The 22,418-nt window shown below is 66.3% G+C and carries 25 protein-coding genes and 1 CRISPR repeat array (1 of these 26 running past the window's edge); of the genes, 16 read left to right on the top strand and 9 right to left on the bottom strand.

Annotation, left to right across the window (positions count from 1 at the left end):
• Positions 1-71: 71 nt before the first annotated feature.
• Both TTER_RS14870 and TTER_RS09775 read right to left on the bottom strand, forming a co-directional pair.
• Positions 72-956, bottom strand: a complete 885-nt coding sequence (locus TTER_RS14870) for a phosphotransferase family protein (protein ID WP_049823047.1) — start codon at positions 954-956, stop codon at positions 72-74.
• A 69-nt stretch (positions 957-1,025) separates the two neighbouring features.
• Positions 1,026-2,081: a Gfo/Idh/MocA family protein gene (locus TTER_RS09775; RefSeq protein ID WP_012875862.1), complete on the bottom strand. Its 1,056-nt coding sequence runs from the start codon at positions 2,079-2,081 to the stop codon at positions 1,026-1,028.
• 130 nt (positions 2,082-2,211) lie between these two features.
• Here TTER_RS09775 and TTER_RS09770 point away from each other — a divergent pair, with 130 nt between their 5' ends.
• From TTER_RS09770 to TTER_RS15800, 3 genes are all read left to right on the top strand, one after another.
• Positions 2,212-3,054, top strand: coding sequence for a hydroxypyruvate isomerase family protein (locus TTER_RS09770; protein ID WP_012875861.1), 843 nt, complete (start codon positions 2,212-2,214; stop codon positions 3,052-3,054).
• Positions 3,054-3,944, top strand: a complete 891-nt coding sequence (locus TTER_RS09765) for a 2-hydroxy-3-oxopropionate reductase (protein ID WP_012875860.1) — start codon at positions 3,054-3,056, stop codon at positions 3,942-3,944. The genes TTER_RS09770 and TTER_RS09765 overlap by 1 nt, the downstream gene beginning before the upstream one ends.
• A gap of 92 nt (positions 3,945-4,036) precedes the next feature.
• A complete protein-coding gene (locus TTER_RS15800) occupies positions 4,037-4,213 on the top strand; it encodes a hypothetical protein (RefSeq protein ID WP_012875859.1) in 177 nt (58 codons plus the stop codon).
• Here the strand turns inward: TTER_RS15800 and TTER_RS09760 are convergent.
• On the bottom strand, positions 4,200-4,760 hold the full coding sequence (locus TTER_RS09760; protein ID WP_012875858.1) for a CGNR zinc finger domain-containing protein: 561 nt from the start codon (positions 4,758-4,760) through the stop codon (positions 4,200-4,202). The genes TTER_RS15800 and TTER_RS09760 overlap by 14 nt on opposite strands.
• Before the next feature lie 150 nt (positions 4,761-4,910).
• On the opposite strand from TTER_RS09760, the gene TTER_RS15795 reads away from it, so the two are divergent.
• A complete protein-coding gene (locus tag TTER_RS15795; RefSeq protein ID WP_169302676.1) occupies positions 4,911-5,207 on the top strand; it encodes a hypothetical protein in 297 nt (98 codons plus the stop codon).
• Entirely contained in the window at positions 5,093-6,784 is a 1,692-nt protein-coding gene (locus TTER_RS09755; protein ID WP_012875857.1) for a RecQ family ATP-dependent DNA helicase, read from the top strand. Before TTER_RS15795 ends, TTER_RS09755 begins: the two co-directional genes overlap by 115 nt.
• Here TTER_RS09755 and TTER_RS09750 read toward each other — a convergent pair.
• Positions 6,740-7,498: a DeoR/GlpR family DNA-binding transcription regulator gene (locus TTER_RS09750; protein ID WP_012875856.1), complete on the bottom strand. Its 759-nt coding sequence runs from the start codon at positions 7,496-7,498 to the stop codon at positions 6,740-6,742. The two genes, TTER_RS09755 and TTER_RS09750, sit on opposite strands and share 45 nt — an antisense overlap.
• Before the next feature lie 269 nt (positions 7,499-7,767).
• Between TTER_RS09750 and TTER_RS09745 the strand changes: the two genes are divergently transcribed.
• Complete coding sequence (locus TTER_RS09745) at positions 7,768-8,598, top strand: hypothetical protein (protein ID WP_012875855.1); 831 nt, start codon at positions 7,768-7,770, stop codon at positions 8,596-8,598.
• A gap of 52 nt (positions 8,599-8,650) precedes the next feature.
• Positions 8,651-8,821 (top strand): hypothetical protein, encoded by a 171-nt coding sequence (locus TTER_RS15790; RefSeq protein ID WP_012875854.1) that lies wholly within the window; start codon positions 8,651-8,653, stop codon positions 8,819-8,821.
• Between the two features lie 94 nt (positions 8,822-8,915).
• On the opposite strand, the gene TTER_RS09740 is transcribed toward TTER_RS15790, so the two are convergent.
• Entirely contained in the window at positions 8,916-9,923 is a 1,008-nt protein-coding gene (locus tag TTER_RS09740) for a Gfo/Idh/MocA family protein (protein WP_012875853.1), read from the bottom strand.
• Positions 9,924-10,041: 118 nt separating this feature from the next.
• Here TTER_RS09740 and TTER_RS14865 point away from each other — a divergent pair, with 118 nt between their 5' ends.
• On the top strand, positions 10,042-11,199 hold the full coding sequence (locus TTER_RS14865; protein ID WP_012875852.1) for a hypothetical protein: 1,158 nt from the start codon (positions 10,042-10,044) through the stop codon (positions 11,197-11,199).
• Between the two features lie 9 nt (positions 11,200-11,208).
• Here TTER_RS14865 and TTER_RS09730 read toward each other — a convergent pair whose 3' ends face one another.
• The 4 genes from TTER_RS09730 to TTER_RS09715 all read right to left on the bottom strand — a co-directional run bounded on the left by TTER_RS09730 (position 11,209) and on the right by TTER_RS09715 (position 14,156).
• Complete coding sequence (locus TTER_RS09730; protein ID WP_012875851.1) at positions 11,209-11,967, bottom strand: class I SAM-dependent methyltransferase; 759 nt, start codon at positions 11,965-11,967, stop codon at positions 11,209-11,211.
• 160 nt (positions 11,968-12,127) lie between these two features.
• Positions 12,128-13,042, bottom strand: coding sequence for a M28 family peptidase (locus TTER_RS09725; protein ID WP_012875850.1), 915 nt, complete (start codon positions 13,040-13,042; stop codon positions 12,128-12,130).
• A 35-nt stretch (positions 13,043-13,077) separates the two neighbouring features.
• Positions 13,078-13,773, bottom strand: a complete 696-nt coding sequence (locus tag TTER_RS09720) for a CcdC protein domain-containing protein (protein ID WP_148211981.1) — start codon at positions 13,771-13,773, stop codon at positions 13,078-13,080.
• Positions 13,662-14,156 (bottom strand): MarR family winged helix-turn-helix transcriptional regulator, encoded by a 495-nt coding sequence (locus TTER_RS09715; RefSeq protein ID WP_012875848.1) that lies wholly within the window; start codon positions 14,154-14,156, stop codon positions 13,662-13,664. Before TTER_RS09715 ends, TTER_RS09720 begins: the two co-directional genes overlap by 112 nt.
• Before the next feature lie 30 nt (positions 14,157-14,186).
• On the opposite strand from TTER_RS09715, the gene TTER_RS09710 reads away from it, so the two are divergent.
• Genes TTER_RS09710 through TTER_RS09675 form a run of 8 tightly spaced genes read left to right on the top strand, consistent with a single transcriptional unit; the run spans position 14,187 to position 21,850 of the window.
• Positions 14,187-15,116, top strand: a complete 930-nt coding sequence (locus TTER_RS09710; protein WP_148211980.1) for a sugar phosphate isomerase/epimerase family protein — start codon at positions 14,187-14,189, stop codon at positions 15,114-15,116.
• Between the two features lie 44 nt (positions 15,117-15,160).
• Complete coding sequence (locus tag TTER_RS09705; RefSeq protein WP_012875846.1) at positions 15,161-16,003, top strand: sugar phosphate isomerase/epimerase family protein; 843 nt, start codon at positions 15,161-15,163, stop codon at positions 16,001-16,003.
• A gap of 15 nt (positions 16,004-16,018) precedes the next feature.
• On the top strand, positions 16,019-17,062 hold the full coding sequence (locus TTER_RS09700; RefSeq protein ID WP_012875845.1) for a Gfo/Idh/MocA family protein: 1,044 nt from the start codon (positions 16,019-16,021) through the stop codon (positions 17,060-17,062).
• A 2-nt stretch (positions 17,063-17,064) separates the two neighbouring features.
• Positions 17,065-18,327: a glycoside hydrolase family 140 protein gene (locus TTER_RS09695; RefSeq protein WP_012875844.1), complete on the top strand. Its 1,263-nt coding sequence runs from the start codon at positions 17,065-17,067 to the stop codon at positions 18,325-18,327.
• Between the two features lie 38 nt (positions 18,328-18,365).
• On the top strand, positions 18,366-19,067 hold the full coding sequence (locus tag TTER_RS09690) for a ThuA domain-containing protein (protein ID WP_012875843.1): 702 nt from the start codon (positions 18,366-18,368) through the stop codon (positions 19,065-19,067).
• Between the two features lie 10 nt (positions 19,068-19,077).
• On the top strand, positions 19,078-20,121 hold the full coding sequence (locus tag TTER_RS09685; RefSeq protein WP_012875842.1) for a Gfo/Idh/MocA family protein: 1,044 nt from the start codon (positions 19,078-19,080) through the stop codon (positions 20,119-20,121).
• 40 nt (positions 20,122-20,161) lie between these two features.
• Positions 20,162-20,530 (top strand): hypothetical protein, encoded by a 369-nt coding sequence (locus tag TTER_RS09680; protein ID WP_012875841.1) that lies wholly within the window; start codon positions 20,162-20,164, stop codon positions 20,528-20,530.
• 24 nt (positions 20,531-20,554) lie between these two features.
• A complete protein-coding gene (locus TTER_RS09675; protein ID WP_012875840.1) occupies positions 20,555-21,850 on the top strand; it encodes an alpha-L-fucosidase in 1,296 nt (431 codons plus the stop codon).
• Between the two features lie 243 nt (positions 21,851-22,093).
• Positions 22,094-22,418: a CRISPR direct-repeat array (repeat unit 29 nt; unit sequence CGGTTCACCCCCACGCGTGTGGGGACGAT) (it continues 865 nt past the right edge of the window).

Below are 22,418 nucleotides of genomic sequence, written 5' to 3'. Positions count from 1 at the left end.
TTTACTGTAGAGCACTCAATAATTACTTAAATATTAAGTACTTTTAGTATGCGTTGCAAACAAATAGCGGGCTAGAGGCCCACGCGTCGCCTCCAGGTGGAGATCCACCGGCGCACCCTGGCCACCTCCGCCGGTGAGAGGGAGTCCTGCCGGTCGGGCCGGGGGCCTCGATCGCGCAGGAGCAACTCGCCCGCCCAGGCGAGGAAGGCCGGCATGTGCGCGAGGCGGCCGCGCCTGGACCTGTAACCCCACCTCCACCCCAGCTCGAACAGGCGCACCAGCGCCACCACTATCCACGGCCTCGAGCCCACGTCCAGCCGCAGGATGGAGAGCGTGCGCGCCCAGTCTGCCCTGGGATCCCCCAGGCGGGCGTTGGCCCAGTCGAGCAGGCCGGTGACGCGCCCGCCATCGGTCATCACGTTGAACGGGTGCACGTCCAGGTGCAGGAGGGACTCCCGGCCCAGAGACACCCTCTCGAGCAGGCACCGCAGCTCGGGGTCCAAGGGGATCGCCTCCAGCCAGGAGGGCAGCGCGCTCCGGAGCTCGGGAGGCACATCCAGCGCGTGCAGCTCGGCCTGGAGCCTGCCCATGCTCGCCCCGAGGTGACAAGCCCTCCAGGGGCGCCTCATCAGCTCCGTGGCCATCGGTCTGCCCGGGCACCAGGACATCAGTATGGCAGCTCTGCCCTCCAGCGTAAGCAGCGCGTGAGGCTCTGGTGCGGGTATCCTGGTCCCCTGCAGGTGGCGCATGACGAGGTACTCCCTGCGGGCGAGCTCTTCCTGCCTGGGCGGGAACACTCTGAGGCCGTAAGTGCCGCCCTCGCACTCCAGCCTGAGCACCTGCGTGTGCCTGCCGCCGCGCACGAGCGACGCCCTGCGGAGCTCGCCGGCTCCGAGACGGCGCAGCACCTCCCGCAGTTGGGCCATGCCCTCTCCAGCCCCCGCCTGCCCCGACACAGCGCTAGCCCCCCTCCGCCAGGTAGCGGGCTGGCCGGTCGAGGCCGCCGGGGGAACGCCCCGCGGCCATCAGTCGAAGTCCGGGTAGTGGGCGGGGTCGAACGGCAGCGAGACCGGCTGGCCGCTTCGGTAGGAGGCTATCGCGCCCCAGGCCATCTCGACGGCGTATCGGCCGTCCTCGCCCGTCACTGGGGGCTCCCTGTCCTCGAGCACGCACTGGAGGTAGTCCCTGAGCATGGGCCCCGCGCCGCCGGTGGTGTCGGATTCGCCGGGGATGATGGTCTCCAGGCTGCCTGAGGACAGCCTGGTGCGCGACACCGTCACCCTGCCCCCCTCCTCCAGCCACACAGCCCCCTCGGTGCCCGTGACCTCCGTCGCCCAGGAGGGGGCGCCGAGGGCCCGCGAGCCCGCGCCCTCCAGGACGCCGATCGCGCCGCTCTGGAACCTGTAGAGCACCGCTATCTGGTCGTCCGGCAGCGGGGTGGGCTTGTCCTGGGTGTAGAACGACCCCGCCTCGGCGTAGGCCCTGCTGGCGGGGCCCAGTATCCAGTGCATGAGGTCCATGTGGTGCACCAGCGTCTCGACGGTGACGCCGCCGCTCTGGCGCAGGTCGTAGTACCAGCCCTGAGGCTTCTCGAGCCACCCCAGGTAGAGGAAGCTGCGGGTGTACATGCGCGTCGGCTCGCCGATATCCCCCCTGCGCACCACCTCGTGGATGGTCCTGGAGGCCGGGTCGTAGCGCGTGGGCTGGCCGGCGAACAGCTTCACGCCCGCCTGCCTGGCGGCCTGTATGATCTCGTCGGCATCCCGCAGCATCACCGTGAACGGCTTGATGATGCAGATGTGCTTGCCCGCCTGGGCCGCAGCCACGGCGATCTCCCTGTGGAGGGCCGGCTGCGTGAGGATCTCCACGAACTGGATGTCGTCCCTGGCCAGCAGGTCGTGGTAGTCCTGGTAGTAGTCGGCGCCACCCGCCTGCTGGGCGGCCCGCCTGCCCCGCTCCTCGCTGATGTCGGCCACGGCCACTATCCGCGCGATGTCGCTGCACTGGGTGGTGAGCCCCCGAATGTGCACGCCGGAGATACCGCCCGTGCCTATGATCCCAACGCCTACCTTCTCGCCCATGCGCACCTCCCGTATCCCTGGAATGACCTCAGTTTAGCACAGGGCAGCCAGGACGGGACAGGGAGTGTTGACAGCCCAAGACGATTGATGTTACCTTGGCTTCCAGACACCCCTATCTGGAGATGAGGAGTTGAGGTTCAGCGCAAACATATCCACCCTGTGGCGGGAATCGCCCTTCATGGAGCGCCTGCAGAGGGCCAGGGCGGCAGGGTTCGAAGCGGTGGAGTTCTGGTGGCCCCGAGGAGAGGACCTGCAGCAGCTTGCGGCGCGAGTGCGGGAGCTTGGGCTGTGGGTGGTGCTGTTCAACTTCGACGCCGGCGACATGCCCGCGGGCGACAGGGGACTGCTCTCCGACCCTGCCCGGCACCAGGGGTTCCGCGAGCACGTGCCGGTGGCGCTGGAGCTGGCGCGCGCTCTGGGCTGCAGGAGGCTGAACGCGCTCGTGGGGCTGCGGATCGAGTCCCTGCCGCTGGAGGAGCAGCTGGAGCTGGCACGCCAGAACGTCGCGTGGGCGGCGGACCAGGCAGCTCCCCACGGCATAGAGGTGCTGATCGAGCCGGTGAACACCCACGAGAACGGCCCCTACCTGCTGCCGACGGTAGAGGAGGCCGTGGCGTTCATCCGCGCGGTGGGCAGGGGCAACGTCAGGCTGCAGTACGACCTCTACCACGCCCAGGTGATGCTGGGCGAGCGCCCCAGGGAGGCAGAGCTGCTGGAGCTGTTCGACGCCCATCGCGAGCTGATCTCCCACGTGCAGATCGCCGACTGGCCCGGCAGGGGCCAGCCCGGGAGCGGATCGCTGGACTTCCAGCAGATCCTGAGCGCGCTGGAGGAGAGGGGCTACGCAGGCTACGTGGGGCTGGAGTACATCCCCCGGGGAGTGGGCACCGATGAGAGCCTGCGCTGGCTGCCGCGCGAGGCGCGGGCGGGCGACGCGCGACCGTCGCAAATACTTCTGGCGGAGGGAAGATGATGGAGAGGATAGGCTTTATAGGGCTGGGCATCATGGGCAAGCCCATGGCCAGGAACCTGCTGAAGGCGGGCTACCAGCTGGTGGTGCACAACCGCAGCCGCGGGCCCGTGGAGGAGCTGCAGCGCGAGGGCGCCGAGGGCGCGGGCTCGCCCGCCGAGGTGGCCGAGCGGTCCGACGTGATCATCACCATGCTGCCGGACACCCCCGATGTGCGCCAGGTGGTGGAGGGCGAGCAAGGGGTGCTGGAGGGCATCAGGCAGGGCTCACTGCTGATCGACATGAGCACCATCTCGCCCATCGCCACGCGCGAGATAGCCAGCAGGGTCGAGGAGAGAGGCGCACGCATGCTGGACGCGCCCGTGAGCGGCGGGGATGTGGGCGCCCAGCAGGGCACGCTCTCCATAATGGTCGGCGGCAGGGAGGAGGACTTCCAGCGCGCTCTGCCTATCTTCCAGGTGCTGGGCAAGACGATCACCTACCTGGGCCCCAGCGGCTCGGGGCAGGTCGTGAAGGCCTGCAACCAGATAGTCGTGGCGCTCACGATCGAGGCCGTCAGCGAGGCCCTGGTGCTGGGGGCGAAGGCGGGCGTGGACCCTGCCAAGATCGTGCAGGTGCTCATGGGAGGCATGGCCGGCAACAGGGTGCTGGAGATGCGCAAGGACAATTTCCTGGGCCATACCTTCAACCCGGGCTTCAAGGTAGCGCTCCACCATAAGGACCTGGGGATAGCCCTGCAGACGGGGCGGGAGCTGGGTGTGCCCCTGCCGGCCACAGCCCTGGTGGACCAGGCCTTCGCGGCGCTCGAGGCCAGGGGAAGGTCGCAGCAGGACCACACGGCCCTCATCACGTTCATCGAGGAGCTGGCCAGCTACTCCCCCCAGTATGAATAACTCTTCATCCGAGGGCGCTGCGGGCGCTGCCACTATTTAATGGAAATGGGTTACAATGGGCACACGAAGATCTGTGGAAGGAAGGCCATACCATGAGAGCGATCTCGATGCTACTGGGTCGGCTGGCCTGCCACCTGGCGCTCTCCGCCTGGGTGATGGGGCTGGCAAGGCTGTCGCAGGAGCTGCCCGCATGGGGGGTGGTGGAACCGATGAACGCCCGCACAACGATCGAGCTGCCGACCGAGGAGGACGGGCTCAGCGGGCTGTAGCCTGCGCCCGCTTACGCGACCGGTAGTTCCTGGCCTTGTTGCGGCTGCCGCACACCTGCATCGTGCACCACGTACCCGACCTGTTCTTGGAGTGGTCATAGAAGGCCCACTGGCAGCCCTCGTCCCGGCAGACCTTCAGCCGCTGCCAGGTCCCCTCGAGCATCGCGGCGTAGATGATCGCCAGCATGTGCCCCAGAGCCTCGTACACCCCCGAGGAGCAGGGCTCCAGGTCCAGCCCGCCGTCGGGGTCGAACCGGAAGGCCACCCGGATGGCGCCCACCAGCTGGTTGAGCTTCCCGACCGTGTCAGCGGGCAGGGGGTGGCAGTTGTTGGCCGCCAGCAGGTCTCGCAGGCACTCGCGGAAGGTGAGCGCCGCCCGCAGGTCGTCCTCCCCCAGCTCCGCGTCGCCATGCAGGAGGCCGTGAGCCTCCAGCCAATCCCGCAGGCTCCGGGGATCCGTCAGCTCCTCGCGACCATCCTCCATGTCCAGCGTGTTGACGAAAGCCCTGACGAGCTCCAGATCGCCAGGGGCACCTTGATCATGCATCTGCCCTCTCCCAAAACTTATCATAACCAGTTTACCACTTATGCCGGTGACACTACAAGCCTGATCACCGTCTAAATAGCTTGACAGGTGACACCGGTGCCCCTACAATAACCATCAAAGACCTTTTAAGAGTAACAAGGAGGGTGGGTGATGTTTGGGAACCTGTACCTCATGGAGAGGGAGATGTGGGAGAGGTGGCAGGGGCAGCCCCAACCGGCTGGGTGGGATCCGGGCGACCTCGGCATCTGGAGGCTTGCCACCGCTCTGAGGAGGATCGCGGGCACGCTTGTTGCTCTATACACGGCGATAGCTCGAGCAAGAGAGGATACAGCATGTCCGCAGAACACCCCCAACTTGAGGATCTACTGGAGAAGTTCGGCCATCAGGAGTTCAAGGACGGCCAACGAGAGGCTCTCAGAGCGCTGTTGTCCGGAAGGGACGTCATAGCCATCCTGCCCACGGGCGCCGGCAAGTCGCTGATCTACCAGCTGGCATCGCAGCTGCTGCCGGGGGTGACGCTGGTGGTCACCCCCCTGCTGGCGCTGATGAGCGACCAGCTAGAGGCCATGGAGGAGGTGGGCGTGAAGGCCGTGGGCTTCAGCAGCCTCTATCCCGAGACCCGCGAGGCGCTGGAGGGCATCAAGCGCGGGGAGATCAAGCTGGTGTACGTCACCCCAGAGGGGGCCACGGGCGGCAACCTCCGGGAGGAGCTGGACGACAGGCCGGTCTCGCTCTTCGTGGTGGACGAGGCCCACTGCATCTCGGAGTGGGGGTACGACTTCCGCCCCTCCTACCTGCAGCTGGGGGAGGTGGTCGAGGAGGTGGGGCGTCCGCCGGTGCTGGCGCTCACGGCCACCGCCACCCCGTGGGTGAGGCAGGACATCGCCCGGACGCTGGGGATGCGCGATCCGTTGGTGGTGGCCCACGGCTTCGACCGCCCCAACCTGTTCCTGCAGGTGCACCGGCTGGAGCAGCACGAGGACGAGCGGCAGGTGCTGGAGGCGCTGCTCTCCGGCCAGGTGGAAGCCTACACCGAGGAGGTGAGCGCGCGCATCAGGAGGGCGCTGGAGGGCCCGGGGCTGATCTACACGAACACCACCAGGGCCGCCGAGGAGACGGCCGGGTGGCTCAAGGAGATGGGCATCCCCGCGGGCTACTACCACGGCAGGCGCCGCAAGAGCGAGAGGGAGCGTGTGCAGCAGGATTTCATGGAGGGCAAGCTCAGGGTGGTGGTCGCGACCAACGCCTTCGGGATGGGGATAGACAAGCCCGACGTGCGCTTCGTGATCCACCGCGACGCGCCCGCCAGCCTGGAGGCCTACTACCAGGAGGCCGGCCGGGCGGGCAGGGATGGCGAGTTCGCGTTCTGCTGCCTGCTGCACAAGGACGAGGACCTTGAGAAGGCGGCGTTCATGGCGGGCTCAAGCGACCTGACTCTGGATGAGGTGAGGCAGGTGTACCAAGCGCTGCGCAAGATCAGGCGGCGGGAGCTGGAGGACATCCAGGAAGAGACGGGCCTGGGAAGGAGCCTGATCGTGAGGGCGCTGATGGCGCTGGAGCGCAGCGGCTTCATCCGGCAGGAGGAAGACCGGATACTTCTCACGCGGAAACGCTTCGATCCCCAGCAGGTGTCGCTGGAGGAGGAGCACGCCCGCAGGGAGTACGAGCGCAGCCGGCTGGAGATGATGCGCTCCTATATGGAGTCGCCCGGCTGTCGAAGAGAATTCATCCTCAACTACTTCGGGGAGCAGATGCGGGGCGAGCGCTGCAATATGTGCGACAACGACCTGCTGGGCAGGCGGCCGCGGGCCTCGCGCGTGGACCACCCGTTCGAGGTCGGCCAGAGGGTGAGGCACCCCTCCCTGGGTGACGGCACGGTCCACAGGATAGAGGGCGACAAGATCACCGTGCTGTTCGCGAGCAAGGGGTACCGAGAGCTCTCCCTGGAGCACATCGTGCGGGAGGGCCTGCTGGCGCCCCTAAGCCAGGATGATCGTCAGCCCAGCGGCCTCGAAAGGCGCTAGCTCCTCGCGGGGCACGGAGGCCTCGGTCACCACGTGCGTCAGGTCGGCCAGAGGCGCCACGATGTAGGGCTGGGCGGCCATGATCTTCTCGGCGGAGGCCAGGGCCACCACCTCGGCGGCGCTGGCCACCATGGCCCTCTTGACGTGGGCCTCCTCCAGGTTGTCCGTCGTCAGCCCCAGCTCCGGATGCAGCCCACCGACGCCCAGCATACACAGGTCCGCCCTGATCATCTGGATCTCCTGCAAGGTGGCCGCGCCCACCGTGGACATGCCGTGCTTGTACAGCCTGCCGCCCAGGACCACCACCTCCACGTAAGGGTGCTCGCCCAGGGCCACCGCGATGGGGGGGCTGTTGGTGACCACCGTGGCGTGCAGGTCCTTGGGGAGGTGCTGAGCCACCTGCAGGGTGGTGGTCCCGCCGTCCAGGATGATCACCTGGCCGTTCTCCACCAGCTTGGCGGCCGCCTCGGCGATCGCCGCCTTCACCACCGGCTCCTGTTGCTGGCGGGCCGAGTAGGGCGCCGTGATCGACTGTGACCTCGGGAGGGCTCCCCCGTGGACCCTCACCAGCAGCCCCTCGCGGGCCAGGTCCCTCAGGTCCCTGCGGATGGTGTCGTCGGAGACCCCGAGCTTCTTGCTGAGGTCGTGCGCCAGCACCTTCCCTTCGCGGGCCAGAGTCTCTAAAATAAAACGCTTCCTCTCCTCAGTGAGCATCTACACCCCTTCTTCCCGAAACTGCCAATTTTTGCATGAATTTACGGATTTTTGCACGAATCCCCTTGATTTTGCGGAATCATGCTGTATACTTAATCTCGGAAACGGTAATCATGCAGAAAAACGCATGAACCGTGCAAGACCAAGAGAATTTTAACATAAGTATAGGTAAAGTTGCTGAGTTAGATAGGCAACTTGCCGAGCGGGGAAAGGGTAGAGGCTGACGCCGCAACCGAGGGCAGCGAAGCGGCCTAAGGGAGGGCAGAGAGATGAGAAACGACGTAACAGTAGTTGAAGTAGTGAACAATCCAGATCTGCAGAAGCGAATCGGGTATGGCGTCCTCGACGTGCGCACGGAGAGCGGCGTCGGCTTCGAGGATGTCTACAGGTACTCGTACGCTTCTCGCCCGGAGCTGCACCCGAAGGCCACGGCTCACAGGCTGCAGAGGGTGCTCGGCAGGGCCATGACCGAGGCCGAGGCGAGGGCAGCGATGGAAGAGATCGAGTGCTACAAGCGCGCCAGAGAGCAGCAGCTCGGCAGGGAGTTGACCTTCGAGGAGGCGGCCCGCGAGTGGGACGAGCGCCACGGCGCCGAGTTCCGCAAGCGCTGGTTCCTCTCCCAGCCGGAGCTGAGCCAACGCAGAATAATGCCCGGCGCCCATGAGCAGGGGCCGGGGGCACTGGCCAAGACCACCACGGTGGTTGTGCCGGAGCTGGAGCCGCTGCTGGAGTCGGGCTACGGCGTAGGCGACGTCCTGCTGGCGGCGGCAAGGCACCCTCTCAGGGCAATGAGATACGTGCTGAGGGTAGTGCCAAAGGAAGAGAAGCCGAAGTACTACGTGAAGTTGATAGCTAGATTGACTGGCTGGGAATTGAGTGAAGAGGAGGCCCAGGAGGCCTGGCAGGAGATCCTGCAGCACAGGCAGCGCCTGCAGGCACAGGGCTTCAAGGACGTCTCCCTGGAGAGGGCGGCCGTGGACTACTTCAAGAGGCTGCGCCTGTCCGGGCTCGACAGGGAGGCCATCTGGAGCACCGCCAAGGGCAAGCTGAGGGCCCTGGCCGAAGAACGAGAAGAGGCAAAAGAGAAGGCTGCCCGGTAGGGGCAGCCCCTGAACGAGAAGAACGCTTGGCATCTCAAAGGAGGTACCAACTATGAAGATTATAGCAAGAATTCTGAAGATTGTGAGAAGCAGGCATCATGCTTGCGAGCATATAGGCTGCACCGCGCGCGAGGTCCCCGAGTGGGGCACCATAGAGCTGCCAGAGCTCAAGCGCGAGATGCTCGCCTTCGGCCCCATCGTAGGGGTCGGTCCCAGCCAGTAGGCTGACAACCTAACTTAGACTACTACCTTCCTGCCACACTACTCCTCCTGCACCTGGGGGCCGGTGATCCCGGCCCCCAACCCCTTTAAATCCCCTAGTCCCACCGGGGCGTGACCCAGGACTTGCGTGCCGAGCCCTCGTACATCGCATCCATCACGGAGACCACCCTGGCGGCCTCCATGGGGGTGACCAGGGGGACGTCCTGCCCCTCGAGGGCATCGAGGAACAGCTCGAAGGCGTGCGGCAGGGGCTCCGGCAGGTCCGCCCAGGGGGTGCGGCCGTCGGCGCCCTCGATCTCCTCGCACTTGTAGTACAGCTCGCCGTTGACCACCGCAGCGTGGGCGCGCGTGCCGCTCACGATCAGCTGGGCGGGGTTGTCCAGGTCGACCCAACCGGCGGCCACGGTGCCCACCGCCCCGCTGCTGAAATCCAGCAGTCCCTCGCCGAACTCGTCGGTCTCCCCGTACCTGCCGGTGGCGTTGCCGATGCAGGCGGTGGCGGAGCGGACGAAATCCCCCTCGAGCAGCCACAGCATCAGATCCAGCGCGTGGCTCCCGAGGTCGCCGAAGCCTCCCACCCCCGCATCGTTGAGGTCGGCCATCCATCGCCACTCCGTGTCGAACCAGCCGAGCAGGGCGCCCGCGTGGCCGTTGGAGGCCCTCACGCGGGTGATGCGCCCGAAGCGTCCCTGGGCGATCTCCTGCTTGAGGAACCTGTTGATGGGGTGACTCCGCATGAAGTAGCCGGTCTGGAACTTGACGCCCGCGGCCTCGATCGCCCGCGCGAGCTCGAAGGCCTCCTCGGCCCGTGCCGCCAGCGGCTTCTCCACGAACAGGTGCTTGCGCGCGGCGGTCGTCTCCAGCACGAGGTCGGCGTGCCTGCTGGTCTCGGCACAGATGATGACCGCCTCGACCTGGGAGTTGGTCAGCACCTGCTCGGGCGTGCTGGCCAGCTGCGCGCCGAACATCGTGGCGTACCTCTGAGCCCTCTCGCCATCGTGGTCCCACACGGCCACCACGCGGACGGACTCACGGTTGCGCAGCCGCTGCGCGAAGTTGGGGGTATGGATGTGCGCTGCCCCAAGTATGCCTATGCCTATCATGAAGCCCTCCTCTATTGGATTACAAGTGTCAGTGTACCCCATAGGCGCCGAGAGGGCATAGCTGCCCCCGGGCCGACGATCCGGGTATCATGTAATAAGCACGCTTGGGAGGCACGCGATGATCCACAGCAGGAGAATCAACCGACCGGTCAAGAGGTCCGGCGCCGAGAGGTACCTGATGGTGACGCTGGTCGCCTTCGCGGGCTCCGTGCTGCTCACGCGGCTGTTCCTGTGGCTTACGGGCTACCCGCAGCTGGGCGGCAATGGGCTGCACATCGCCCACGTGCTGTGGGGAGGACTGCTGCTGTTCGTGGCGTCCATCCTCCCCCTGGTCTTCGCCAACCGCTGGGCCTACTCCCTGGGGGCGCTGCTTTCGGGCATCGGGGTGGGGCTGTTCATCGACGAGGTCGGCAAGTTCATCACCCAGAACAACGACTACTTCTACCCGCCGGCCGCCCCGATCATCTACGCCTTCTTCCTGCTGACGGCCCTGCTGTACCTGAGGATCAAGCGGCCGGAGCCCAGGGACGTCAGGTCCGAGCTGTACCGCGCGCTCGACATGATGGAGGAGGTGCTGGACCACGACCTCGACCCGCACGAGAGGAGCCAGATGCGCAAGCTGCTGCGGGACGTCCGCAGGCAGGCCGGCAACAACAACCTCGGGCGGCTGGCGGACGCGCTGCTGGAGTTCATCGACTCCAAGGAGCTGGTGGTCGTGATGCCCTACACTAGCCCCTGGGCAAGGCTCAACAGGCTCATATGGAGGGCGGAGTCCTGGCTGACCGAGAGGCGACTGTGGCTGGGGCTCATCGTCGTCTCCGGCGTGGTGGGGGCGGCGATGCTGCTGGACCTGCTGACCAACCTGGGGATCTACCTCCTGCCCAGCGTGGACGCCAACGGCAGCCTCTGGGTGAAGCTGGCCAGGTACTCACGCATCGAGCTGACGCCAGGGGTGACCTACGGCCTGCTCGCGCTGAGGGTGCTGCTCCAGGGCGTCATAGGGGCTTGCCTGGTGGTCACGGCGGCGCTCCTGCTGATCGGGAGGACGCGGAGGGCGATCGGGCTGGGCACCATCACGCTGCTGGTGGCGCTGACCGTGTTCGACCTGCTGCTGTTCTACTTCAACCAGTTCCTGGCGGTGTCCAGCGCCATATACCACCTCGTGCTGCTGCAGGGGCTCAACCTCTACGAGCGGCTGCACATCCCCGACAGCGAGGGCCATCCCGGGCAGGAGCTCGTTACCCAGCGGGGAATGCCCCCGCGCGAGGGCGGCTAAATCCCGTGTCTACCATTGGCACAGGGCGATGCCCACGTTGCGGAACACCCCATAGGGCAGCCCATGCTTCCGGCAGAAAGTCTCAAAGACGTTCTGCAGTGACAGCGGCACGACCACGTCGTGCGACGACAGCACCCCTCCATACCTTATGTGCTCCAGGGCCGTCGCATACTCCCACGACATGTGCTGCACGGTGTGCAGGCTGTCGTGGTGGAAGTGGTCGATCTGCCCCAGGGTGCGCAGCAGCCCAGGCAGCTCGTCCCGGCTGTCGCCCAGGATGAGCCGCCAGCTGGAGGAGAGCTCCGGCGGCACCAGGAAGTCCTGTGAGGGGGCACCCGGTGGCCGGGGCTTGGGCAGATCGATGCTGTAGAGCGTCCCCCCACCGTTCTCGCGCATCGCCGCCAGGATATGCGCGCTCGAAGCCCCGTAGTTGACGCCGGTCTCGACGACCACCTCCGGCCTGAGCGCCCTCACGAGCATGTACAGCGTGACCAGGTCGAAGTGCGAGGAGGTCTCCTTGTCCCGGACCAGCCTCCCCAGCTCCTGGTACCAGCGGAGGTACCAGGAGGCGAAAGCTGAGGACCAGTACTCATCGTGCAGGGCGGCGGCATCCACGCCGAAGTGCTCGCTAAGGAAGCGAATCGACCTGGCGCGCTCCTGCTCGAGGTCCATTGCAGCCTTCCTGCGCTCGATCAGTGGGCTGGTGGCCTTGCGCAGCAGGATCCAGGGGTCCCTCATCACCTTGACCAGTTTGCGGCCGATCGACATGCTCCACCTCCGCTTGTGTATTTACATCTATGCGTAGCGTATCTATACCTATATGTACTATACCTGTAGCGGACTATGGTGAAGGCGGGGTCGAGGAGAGGTTGAGAATCCACGGAGGTATGGGCTCTGTACGGGCCGCTTGAGAGGCGACCTGGGTGACTCAGAGCTCGAAGGTGAGGGCCGCAAGGACAGTGCGCCCCACGACCTCCAGGCTGTGGGGGCTGCAGGCTGAGGGGTCGTCCCGCAGGGTGTGCCAGTGAGGGTAGTCGAAATCTATGACGTCCACCACCGGGATGCCCCGACGCAGCAGAGGCAGGTGGTCGTCCAGGATGCTCGCGCCCCTCTCCTCCACGAACACGTCGCCGTGCCCTGCCAGCCGGGCCGCCGCCCACACCCTGTCGTTGACAGCGCGCGCCATCTCCTCCGAGAATCCCTCGCGGGGGATGCGCAGGGCCCTGTCGCCCACCATGTCGAGCAGCACCCCCCAGGATGGCCTGCCCTGCGGGAGGGTGGAGGCGTAGTGCCGGGAGCCAAGGTACATGCTCGCCTCATCGGGGCCCCAGTCCTCGCCATCGAAGAGGGCAAAGCTCACCCTGATGGGCGGCCTGAGGACCTGTAGCGCGTGGGCGATCTCCAGCAGGACGGCCACGCCACTCGCACCATCGTTGGCCCCCGGGATGGGCAGCCGCCTGCGATCGGGATCGCGCTCGTTGTCGGCTCTGGGCCTGGTGTCCCAGTGGGCGCAGAGGAGAACGTGGTCCTCCCCTCCCCCATGGTACTGCGAGAGGATGTTACACATCTGGACGCCCTGGAAGCTGAAGGCTTGGGGAGAGGCGCTTCCAAGCGTCGCGCGCAGCTCGCGCAGGAGGAAGTCGCGGCATCTGCTGTGGGGGGCCGTCCCCGGCACCCTTGGCCCGAAGGCCACCTGCCGAAGCAGGTAGCCCCAGGCCCGCCGACGGTCGAAGGGCAGCGGGCCCACGGTCGGGGTGGCCGTCCCCGGGGCGCCACAGCCCAGCTGGGCGCCGGCCAGCCCGAGCAGTCCCCACAGGAAGGTCCTTCTATCCAGGTGACTCATAAGACATTGGAGCACAGCAACGGATGTCCGTCAAATCAGGACGGCGGGGGCCAGGGGGCACCCCCCAGCTGGCGCGCACGCCGGAGGATCCCCACGTAGTACACGGCGAAGTAGGTAGCCACGAGCGAGAACACCGCGATGGTGAAGGGGTCCCCCTTGGGCCTGATGGCCTGCAGGGCGTCGCCGAGCGACACCCTGTGCGCGCCCGCCGGCATGGCTCCCACTTCCCATGACCTATCGCGGTAGAAGACGTACAGCCGCCAGGCCTTCAGGACCAGCTGCACCAGCAGCAGGGTGAACACAGCCACCCCGATGCCCCTCGGAGGCACGAAGTACACCCCGTCGGGCAAGAGCTCCACCAACGACTCCCGCAGCGCGAAGGCCGCCAGCAGCAAGCTCAGGGCGGTGCCCGTGGCCGCGCCCACCAACGCGGCCAGGTCGCCATCCTGCGCCGCGAGGGCCGACGCGAGCATCAGCCCCACGCCAGTGGCCCCGCAGACGCAGGCTGTGGGCAGCAGCTCCCACCTGTCGACGCGCCGGCGCACCACCGTCCGCCGCCATCGCTTGGCGACCGCCAGGGCAGCTATAGCCAGCAGGCCCGCAATCGCCACCCCGTAGCTCACTCCTCGCCTCCTTCCCGCCCCCGCAGCAGGCCGCCAGGGGCATACAGCAGCCTCGCCAGCAGCCCGCGCAGGAGCTCCCTCTCCTCCGGGCTCAGCGGCCCCAGCCATTCGTCCTCAGAGCGCGCGACCACCTCCAGCGCCTCGGCGAGCTTCTCCCGCCCCCGCTCGTTTATGACGAGCTCGTACATCCGGCGGTCCTGGGCGCTGCGCCTGCGCTCCACCAACCCCCAGCGCTCGAGGTCATCGACCACCGCCACCATGGTGGACTTGTCCATCCACGCCTCGTCGGCCACCTCGCCCTGGGGGGCGGGGCCGTGGGTGGCCAGCGCGAGCAGCACCCCGAAGTGGCGGGCCCTCAGGCCCAGGGGAGCTATCGCCCGCTCGAATCTCTCGCGAGCGAGCCTGCCCGCGGTGGAGAGCAGGAACCCGGCGCTGTGCAGGATATCCGGGCCCTCGCGCGATCGATCTAAGGCTTCCATATCGTTTGTCATACAAACTATTGTAAATGCAATCTGTTTAAAGTGCAAACTATATGCCGGGCTATGCCCCGATGGGCGAATTGGGCCATAATCTTATCTAGCACACAGGCGAGGAGTGTAGAGATGGCGAAGTACAGCGTAAGTCAATGGATCTACGGCAGGGAGCCCCTGGAGCACAGCCTCGACAGGCTCGCGCGCTACGGCTACCAGGGGGTGGAGCTGGCGGGTGAGCCTGGGGAGCTGGAGCCCGCCAGGGTGCGTCGGCTGCTGGCCGACCGCGGGCTGGTGGCTTCCTCGATCTGCGGGCTCTATCCCCCCAAGCGGGACCTCTCGCACCCGGACGGGGAGCTGAGGCGATGGGCCGTGCATTACGTCAAGTCGTGCTGCGAGCTGGCCGCCGCGGTGGAGGCGCCCACCGTGATAGTCGTGCCCTCCCCTGTGGGCAGGACCGCCCCGGTGGCCGACGCGCGCACGGAGCTCGAGCTGGCGATGGAGAGCCTGCGCGAGGCCGGAGAGCACGCCGCGGGGCTGGGCGTCACGCTCGTCATAGAGGCGCTCAACCGCTTCGAGACCTACCTCATCAACAAGCTCGAGCAGGCCGTGGAGCTGGCGCGACGTGTGGGTCTGCCCAACGTCGCCGTCATGGCCGACACGTTCCACATGAACATCGAGGAGCCCTCCATCGCGGGGTCGATCCGGCGGGCGGGAGACCTCATCCGCCACGTGCACATAGCCGACAGCAACAGGGAGTCGGTGGGGCGGGGGCACATCGACTTCGCGGAGGTGCTGCGAGCGCTGCGCGACGTGGGCTACGACGGCTGGCTCACCATGGAGTTCCTGCCGCCGGTCTCCAACCCCTACCTGGCGGCCGACAGGCAGGACCGCGAGGGGGTGATGGACCTGTACACGGGGGAGTGCATCAAGCGGTTGCGGGAGATCGAAGCGAATCTGGGCAAAAGTGTTAACCTCTGAGGGCCAACTGTTATAAGATGTTGCGACAGGAGGTGATACACTCTATGCGTACTAGCGTTATCAGCGACGAGATCTCGCAGGACATAGGCGAGGTGCTGGAGGTCTGCCGCCTGAAGGGGCTGCGCACCATCGAGCTGCGCGCCGTGGACGGCAGGAGCATCCTCGAGCACGATGATGCCTACGTCCGTCAGCTCAGGAGCAGGCTGGATGCCGAGGGCGTGCAGGTCTGCGCCATAGCCTCGCCCTTCCTCAAGTGCCACCTGCACGGTGATGGCGCGCCGCAGGGCGCCACCCACTTCGCGTCTCCCGCCGCCAGGGACGAGCAATGGCAGGTGCTGGAGCGATCGATCGAGGTGGCCCACATGCTCGGCGCACCGATCGTGAGGGCGTTCTCCTTCTGGAGGCTGCCGGACCCGGCCTCCGCCCGAGAGGAGATACTGGAGGTGCTGGCGGAGGCCGTGGAGCGCACACGTCCCTCCGGCTTGAAGCTGGGGCTGGAGAACGAGCACGCCTGCAACATCGCCACGGGGGAGGAGGCCAGCTGGTACCTCGAGCGGCTGCCATCACCCCACCTGGGGCTGATCTGGGACCCCGGCAACGAGGCGGCTGCGGGCTCCAGGCCCTACCCCGACGGCTACCGGCACATCCGGGACCGGGTGATCCACGTGCACGTCAAGGACCTGGACTCCTCCGGCAGGTGGACCGTCATCGGCCAGGGCAGCATCGACTACGTGGGGCAGCTGCGGGCGCTGGCGGATGACGGCTACGATGGCCCCCTGTCGATCGAGACGCACATGCGGATACCCGAGGGGCCGAGGGAGGCTACGATGAGGTGCATAGATGGCCTGCGGGAGGTGGCATCCCGAGCGGGCGTGAATCTGGAGTAGACAGGAGAGGAGAAGATGGAGACTTTCGGCGTTGGAATAGTCGGAGCAGGCACCATAGGCAAGGTGCACGCTGCGGTGCTGAGCCGCCTGGAGGGCGTGAGGCTGTTGGCCGTGGCTGAGCCCCGGGAGGAGGTGGGCAGGCAACTTGCCGAGCAGGCCGGCATCGACTGGTACCCCAGCATGGAGGAACTGTTGGCCCGCCAGGACATCGACCTGGTGACGCTGGCGACCCCTTCGGGCATGCACCCCGACCAGGCGGTGATGGCCGCTCGGGCCGGCAAGCACGTGGTGACCGAGAAGCCCATGGCCATCACTCTGGAGGGAGCCGACAGGATGATCCGGGCCGCGAGGGAGGCGGGGGTGACGCTCTCGGTCATATTCCAGAACCGCTTCCATCGCGACGTCCTCAAGCTGAAGAAAGCCATCGATGCCGGGCTGTTCGGCCAGCCGGTGTACGGCAACGCCTTCCTCCACTGGTACAGGTCCCAGCAGTACTACGAAGAGAGCGGTGGCTGGCGAGGCACCTGGAAGTACGACGGCGGCGGGGCGCTGATGAACCAGAGCATCCACTACATAGACCTGCTGCAGTGGATGATGGGCGACGTGGAGAGCGTGGAGGGCTTCACGGCCACCCTGGCGCACAGGATCGAGACCGAGGATGTCGGCAGCGCGGCCGTGCGCTTCCGCAGCGGGGCTCTGGGCACCATCCAGGGCACCACCGCAGCCTACACCAGTCGACCGCCCAGGATAGAGATCGTGGGCACCGAGGGAGGGGCCACCCTTACCGGCTCCTCCATCACCCTCTGGGAGCCCAGGGAGGATCGCGAGCTGCTGACGGCCGAGGACCTCGAGCGCACGCGCCATCCCGAGGAGGGGGAGGAGTGGTGGCTCACCCACGCGGTGCAGTTCCGGGAGATATTCCGCTGCCTGCGGGCAGGGCAGACTCCTCCGGTGAGCGGCGAGGACGCCCGCAAGTCGCTGGAGATCATCCTGGCGATCTACCAGTCCCAGCGGACGGGCTGCGCCGTGCAGCTCCCGCCAGAGACCGGGGAGAGGTAGGCATGGCGGGTAGGCTGAGGCTGGCTCCCGGAGGCAGATACCTGCTGGACGAGGCCGCTGCCCCGTTCTTCTGGCTCGCGGATACCCCCTGGAGCGGCCCTCTGCTCTCAAGCGAGGAGGACTGGGAGCAGTATCTCGCGGACAGGCAGCGCAAGGGCTTCACCGTCATCCACTGCGTCACCACCCAGTGGAGGGCAACGCCGGCCAGCGCCGAGGGCGAGGTGGCCTACGAGGGCAGCGGCCCCATCAGGATCAACCACCGCTTCTTCGACCGCATCGAGAGGCGGGTGAGGGCGATCAACGACCAAGGCATGGTCGCCGCCTGCGTGCTCCTGTGGGACTACGGCCCACCCGACAGGACACCGGGGGAGCTCCCCGAGAGGTACGCCGTGGAGCTGGCAAGCTACATCGTCGACCGCCTGTGGGAGCTGGACACCGTCTGGATACTCGCCGGCGACGGCGACTACACCGGCGAGAGGGCCCGGCGGTGGCAGCGGATAGGTCGGCAGGTGTTCGAGGGACGCGACGGGCTGGTCGCCATGCACTCCAACAGCATGTCCTGGCCCTACGACGCCTTCGAGCACGAGCCCTGGCTGCACGTGTGGGGCTACCAGAGCGGCCACGGGGACGACGAGCGCACCATCCGGTGGATCTACTCCGGACCGCCCACCACCAGGTGGCGCGAGCTCGCGCCGCACCCGATCATCAACCTGGAGCCCCCGTACGAGGGCATCAGGGCGTACCAGTCGGGGCGCCCGCACACGGACTACAACGTGCGGAGGGCGGTATGGTGGTCGCTCCTCTCGCTGCCGCCGGCGGGGGTGGGCTACGGCGCGCACGGGCTCTGGAGCTGGGAGACGGAGCCTCGAGTGCCCATAGAGCACCCCAACTCGGGCGTGGCACCGACCTGGCGGGAGGCGATGGCGCTGCCGGGCAGCGCGCAGATGGAGCACCTAGGCTCATTGGTGAGGAGCCTGCCGTGGTGGGAGCTCAGACCCGCGCAGGAGCTCCTCGATCGCCAGTCGGAGCGCCCTGAAGGGCACATCGCGGTCGCCGCGGCGCTCGATGGTGGGCTGATGCTGGCTTACACCCCGCTCGGGGAGGGGATCTCGCTGAGGCACACGCCAGCCACCGCCAAGTGGTTCGACCCACGGCACGGCACTTGCCTGCCAGCGGAGGTGGGGCTAGATGGCGCGTACGCACCCCCAAGCCGGGAGGACTGGGTGTTTGTGGCCGGCGACGAGTCCCTACTGCCGAAGAGCTGAGACCATGATAATAACTACGGGATACGAAAGGAGACCATATGGCGAGGATACACATCTGGGGTGGAGGGCCATACCACCCGTATCGCGAGCAGGGGGGCTGGCTCATCCAGCAGCTCTCTCCCTGGGGCAACGAGGTGGTCTACAGTGAGGAACGCTCGGTGTTCGACTGGGAGACGTTGAGCAGGGCCGACCTACTGATCATCATGGGCCTGGAGTGGTCCGGCATGATGGAGCTGGACGCCAGCCTGTGGGAGGATTCCAGCCGCAAGCCGGAAAGGTACGAACCCTTCTCCGACGAGCACATGACGGCGGTCCAGCGCTTCCTCTCCGAGGGGCGAGCCCTCCTGTGCCTGCATGCTGGCCTGGCCAGCTTTGACGACAGGCCGGAGTTCGAAGAGATCTTCGACGGCCGCTTCGTTTGGGGGCAGTCCACACATCCCCCCTACGCTGAGTTCGAGGTGCAGGTGGTCCACCCCGAGCACCCCATCTTGGCGGGCGTAGGGAACTTCGTCACCCCCGACGAGCTGTACTACAACCTGCGGGAGCCCAGGAGGTCGGCGGTGCTGCTGGAGGCAGAGTACGATGGCAGGCGCTGGCCGCTGGCCTGGGCGGGCAGCTACGGAGAAGCCCGCACGGCCTACATCGCGCTGGGGCACGACATGCGATCCTTCGCCACCCCCAGCTTCCAGAGCGTGGTCCACAACGCGATATCCTGGCTACTAGATCAAGAAAACTCATGAGGAGGCAAGGATGTACAGGGTAGGCATAATAGGTGTTGGCAGGGGCGGGGAGGGCATCGGCGCGCACAGCATAGGCTACGCGCACGCCATGGCCTACTCCAACGATCCCAGGTGCCAGATCGTGGCGGCAACGGACATCTCCATCGAGAACCTCAACAGGTTCACCGAGCAGTTCGGGGTGACCTCCAGCTTCACCGACTACAGAGAGATGCTGCTGGAGGCGCACCTGGACATCGTGAGCATCTCCACCTACGTAGTGTTCCACCGCGAGATGGTGGAGGCCTGCGCCGAGGCGGGCGTGAAGGGCGTGTGGTGCGAGAAGCCCTTTGCGCTCACGATGGACGACGCCAGGGCGATGGTCGAGGCCTGCGAGCGCGCCGGCACCAGGCTGGTCGTCAACCACCAGCGACGGTACCTCGACGTCTTCCAGCGGGCCAAGCAGCTGCTGCGCTCGGGTAGGGTAGGTCAGCCGGTGATGTTCATGGCCTCCCTGCCGGGCGCCGACCTCATAGAGTGGGGCACCCACTGGCTGGACATGTTCCGGTTCTTCGCCGACGATCAGCCCGCGCGCTGGGTGATGGGGCAGGTCAGGTGCACCGGCGAGAAGAAGGCCTACGGCCACCTGCTGGCGGAGAGCGCCCTGGCCTACGTGTGCTTCGAGGACGGCACCCGCGCGCTGCTGGAGGACGGCGAGATGCTCAACGGCGGCTTCACGATGCGCCTGCTGGGCACCGAGGGCTGGATAGACATCCTGGGAGAGGGACAGCTCCAGGTGCTGGACGGCAACGGCGTGGAGACGATCGAGACCCGCTCCAACGTGCACTCCCCAAAGCCGGGCCACGAGATGGACGAGCCCTTCGGGAAGGTGCTGGACGCGCTCATCGGCTGGATCGAGGGAGGGCCCGAGCCACTGGTCTCCGGCAGGCAGGGGATGCTCTCGACGGAGCTGTACCTGGCGGCCTACGAGTCGGCCTGGCGGAGGGACAAGGTCGACCTGCCCCTGCGCGAGCAGCACAGCTTCCCACTGGACCTGATAGCCGGCGAGGGTCGATAATAGGAGGCGTGCACAGAGCTTGCTAGAAAGGAGAAGCATCTTGCGTCCAAAGGACATGTCCCGCAGGGAGAGACTCAGCAGGTACCTGCTCGCCTACCTCATGCTGGCGTCCATCATAGTGGTAGGGTTCGTGGTGCTGGTGATCATCTGGCCCCAGTCGGTCCTCAACATCATAGCCATGCTGTTCGATGTCACGGACGTGGACGTCCGCTACGCCGGCACCTTCGTCTACCTGATCGCGGGCATCCTGTTGCTTATCATGCTGTTCGTCACCATCATGGTCGGCGAGCCCTATCTGCGCAAGGGGGCGGAGATGGGGCAGCTGCGCCGGCGCTACCTGAGGATCATCATCCCCCTGATAGCCTTCGGGCTGCTGGGGCTGGTCTTCTGGATACTACCACTGCTATAACACAAACATCACTGGAGGTGGAGGATGTCTGACAACTGGCAAGGCGCTGGGGGAGATACCAGCTGGTTCGTGCACGACCGCTTCGGCCTGTTCATCCACTGGGGCATCTACTCGCTGGCGGCACGCCACGAGTGGGTCAAGCACCGCGAGAGGATGACCGACGAGGAGTACCAGAAGTACTTCGACCACTTCTACCCCGACCTGTACGACCCCAGGGTGTGGGCGCAGGAGGCCAAAAACGCCGGCATGAAGTACTTCGTGGTCACCACCAAGCACCACGACGGCTTCTGCCTGTGGGACTCCGCCCTCACGGACTACAAGGCCACGAACACGCCATGGGGCAGAGATGTGCTGCGTCCTATGGTGGAGGCCTTCAGGTCCGAGGGATTCAAGGTGGGCTTCTACCACTCGCTGATCGACTGGCACCATCCGGAGTTTCCCATAGATGGACTGCACCCACGGCGCGACGACGTAGCCTTCAGGGAATCCCAGAAGCAGCGCGACATGCGCAAGTACGTCGAGTACCTCCACGGCCAGGTCAGGGAGTTGCTCACCCAGTTTGGCAAGATCGACATCATGTGGTTCGACTTCTCCTACTCCCACATGGACTGGGGATGGTCCAAGGGCAAGGGGAAGGACGACTGGCAATCCGAGAAGCTCATACAGATGGTGCGGGAGCTCCAGCCCGGCATCATCGTCAACGACCGCCTGGAGATAGGCGGCGATATCAAGACGCCCGAGCAGTACCAGCCGGCAGAGTGGCTGAAGGTGAACGGCCGACCTGTCGTATGGGAGGCCTGCCAGACGCTGAACGGCAGCTGGGGCTACGACCGCGACAACAAGGACTTCAAGCCGGTCGACATGCTGGTGCGGATGCTCGTGGACTCCGTCTCCAAGGGAGGCAACATGCTGCTGAACGTCGGTCCCAACGCCAGGGGAGAGTTCCAGTCGGAGGCCATCGAGACGCTGCGGGGCATAGGCGAGTGGATGCGCCTGCACAACCGAGCCATCTACGGCTGCACCGCCAGCGAGTTCACCCCACCGCCCGACTGCCGCTACACCCAAAACGGCAACAGGCTCTACCTGCACGTGTTCGCCTGGCCCTTCGGTCACCTGCACCTGCCGGGACTGGCAGGCCGGGTGGAGTACGCTCAGCTGCTCAACGACGCCTCCGAGATCCGCATGAGCGTGATAGACCCCGAGCAGCAGGCACAGAACACCACCATGGGAGGCATCGGCCCCGACACACTGACGCTGCACCTGCCGGTACAAAAGCCCCCGGTCGCCGTGCCGGTGATCGAGCTCTTCCTGAAGGACTAACCCCAAGGGCGCACGCACACCACGCAGGGGCCACAGGGCCCCTGCCCCACCCCCTAACCCCACATCATAGCCTTATGTAAAGTGCCCCTACGCACTCCCTGCACCTCGGAGCACACCCAGGCAATCTCGGCCTGCCGGGAATATGACCACTCTCACACCCCGGGGCGGGACACCTTCCCGACGCGCCTCCTGGCGCTAGGGTCATGCCCAGTTGATGCCACTGAGAGCTCCAGTCCGGAGCTCCGGTTCACCCCCACGCGTGTGGGGACGATTATCCCCCTGGCAGAAGGCGTTGCAGCGGTTGCGGTTCACCCCCACGCGTGTGGGGACGATGTCGTGGTGGATGGAGAGGCGCTGCGGGCGGCGCGGTTCACCCCCACGCGTGTGGGGACGATAGCTCCAGGAAGCGTCGGAGGAGCTCGGAGGCCGGTTCACCCCCACGCGTGTGGGGACGATATGGTGCGCCTCTCAACCTCGGGCTCGCTCTACGGTTCACCCCCACGCGTGTGGGGACGATGCCCCCGGAGCGCAAAGCAGGCGTCATCTGTAGCGGTTCACCCCCACGCGT

Source organism: Thermobaculum terrenum ATCC BAA-798 (assembly GCF_000025005.1).
Taxonomy (GTDB): Bacteria; Chloroflexota; Chloroflexia; order Thermobaculales; family Thermobaculaceae; genus Thermobaculum; species Thermobaculum terrenum.
Note: the sequence above shows the minus strand (reverse complement) of the source record. Positions and strands in the feature narration are given on the sequence as shown.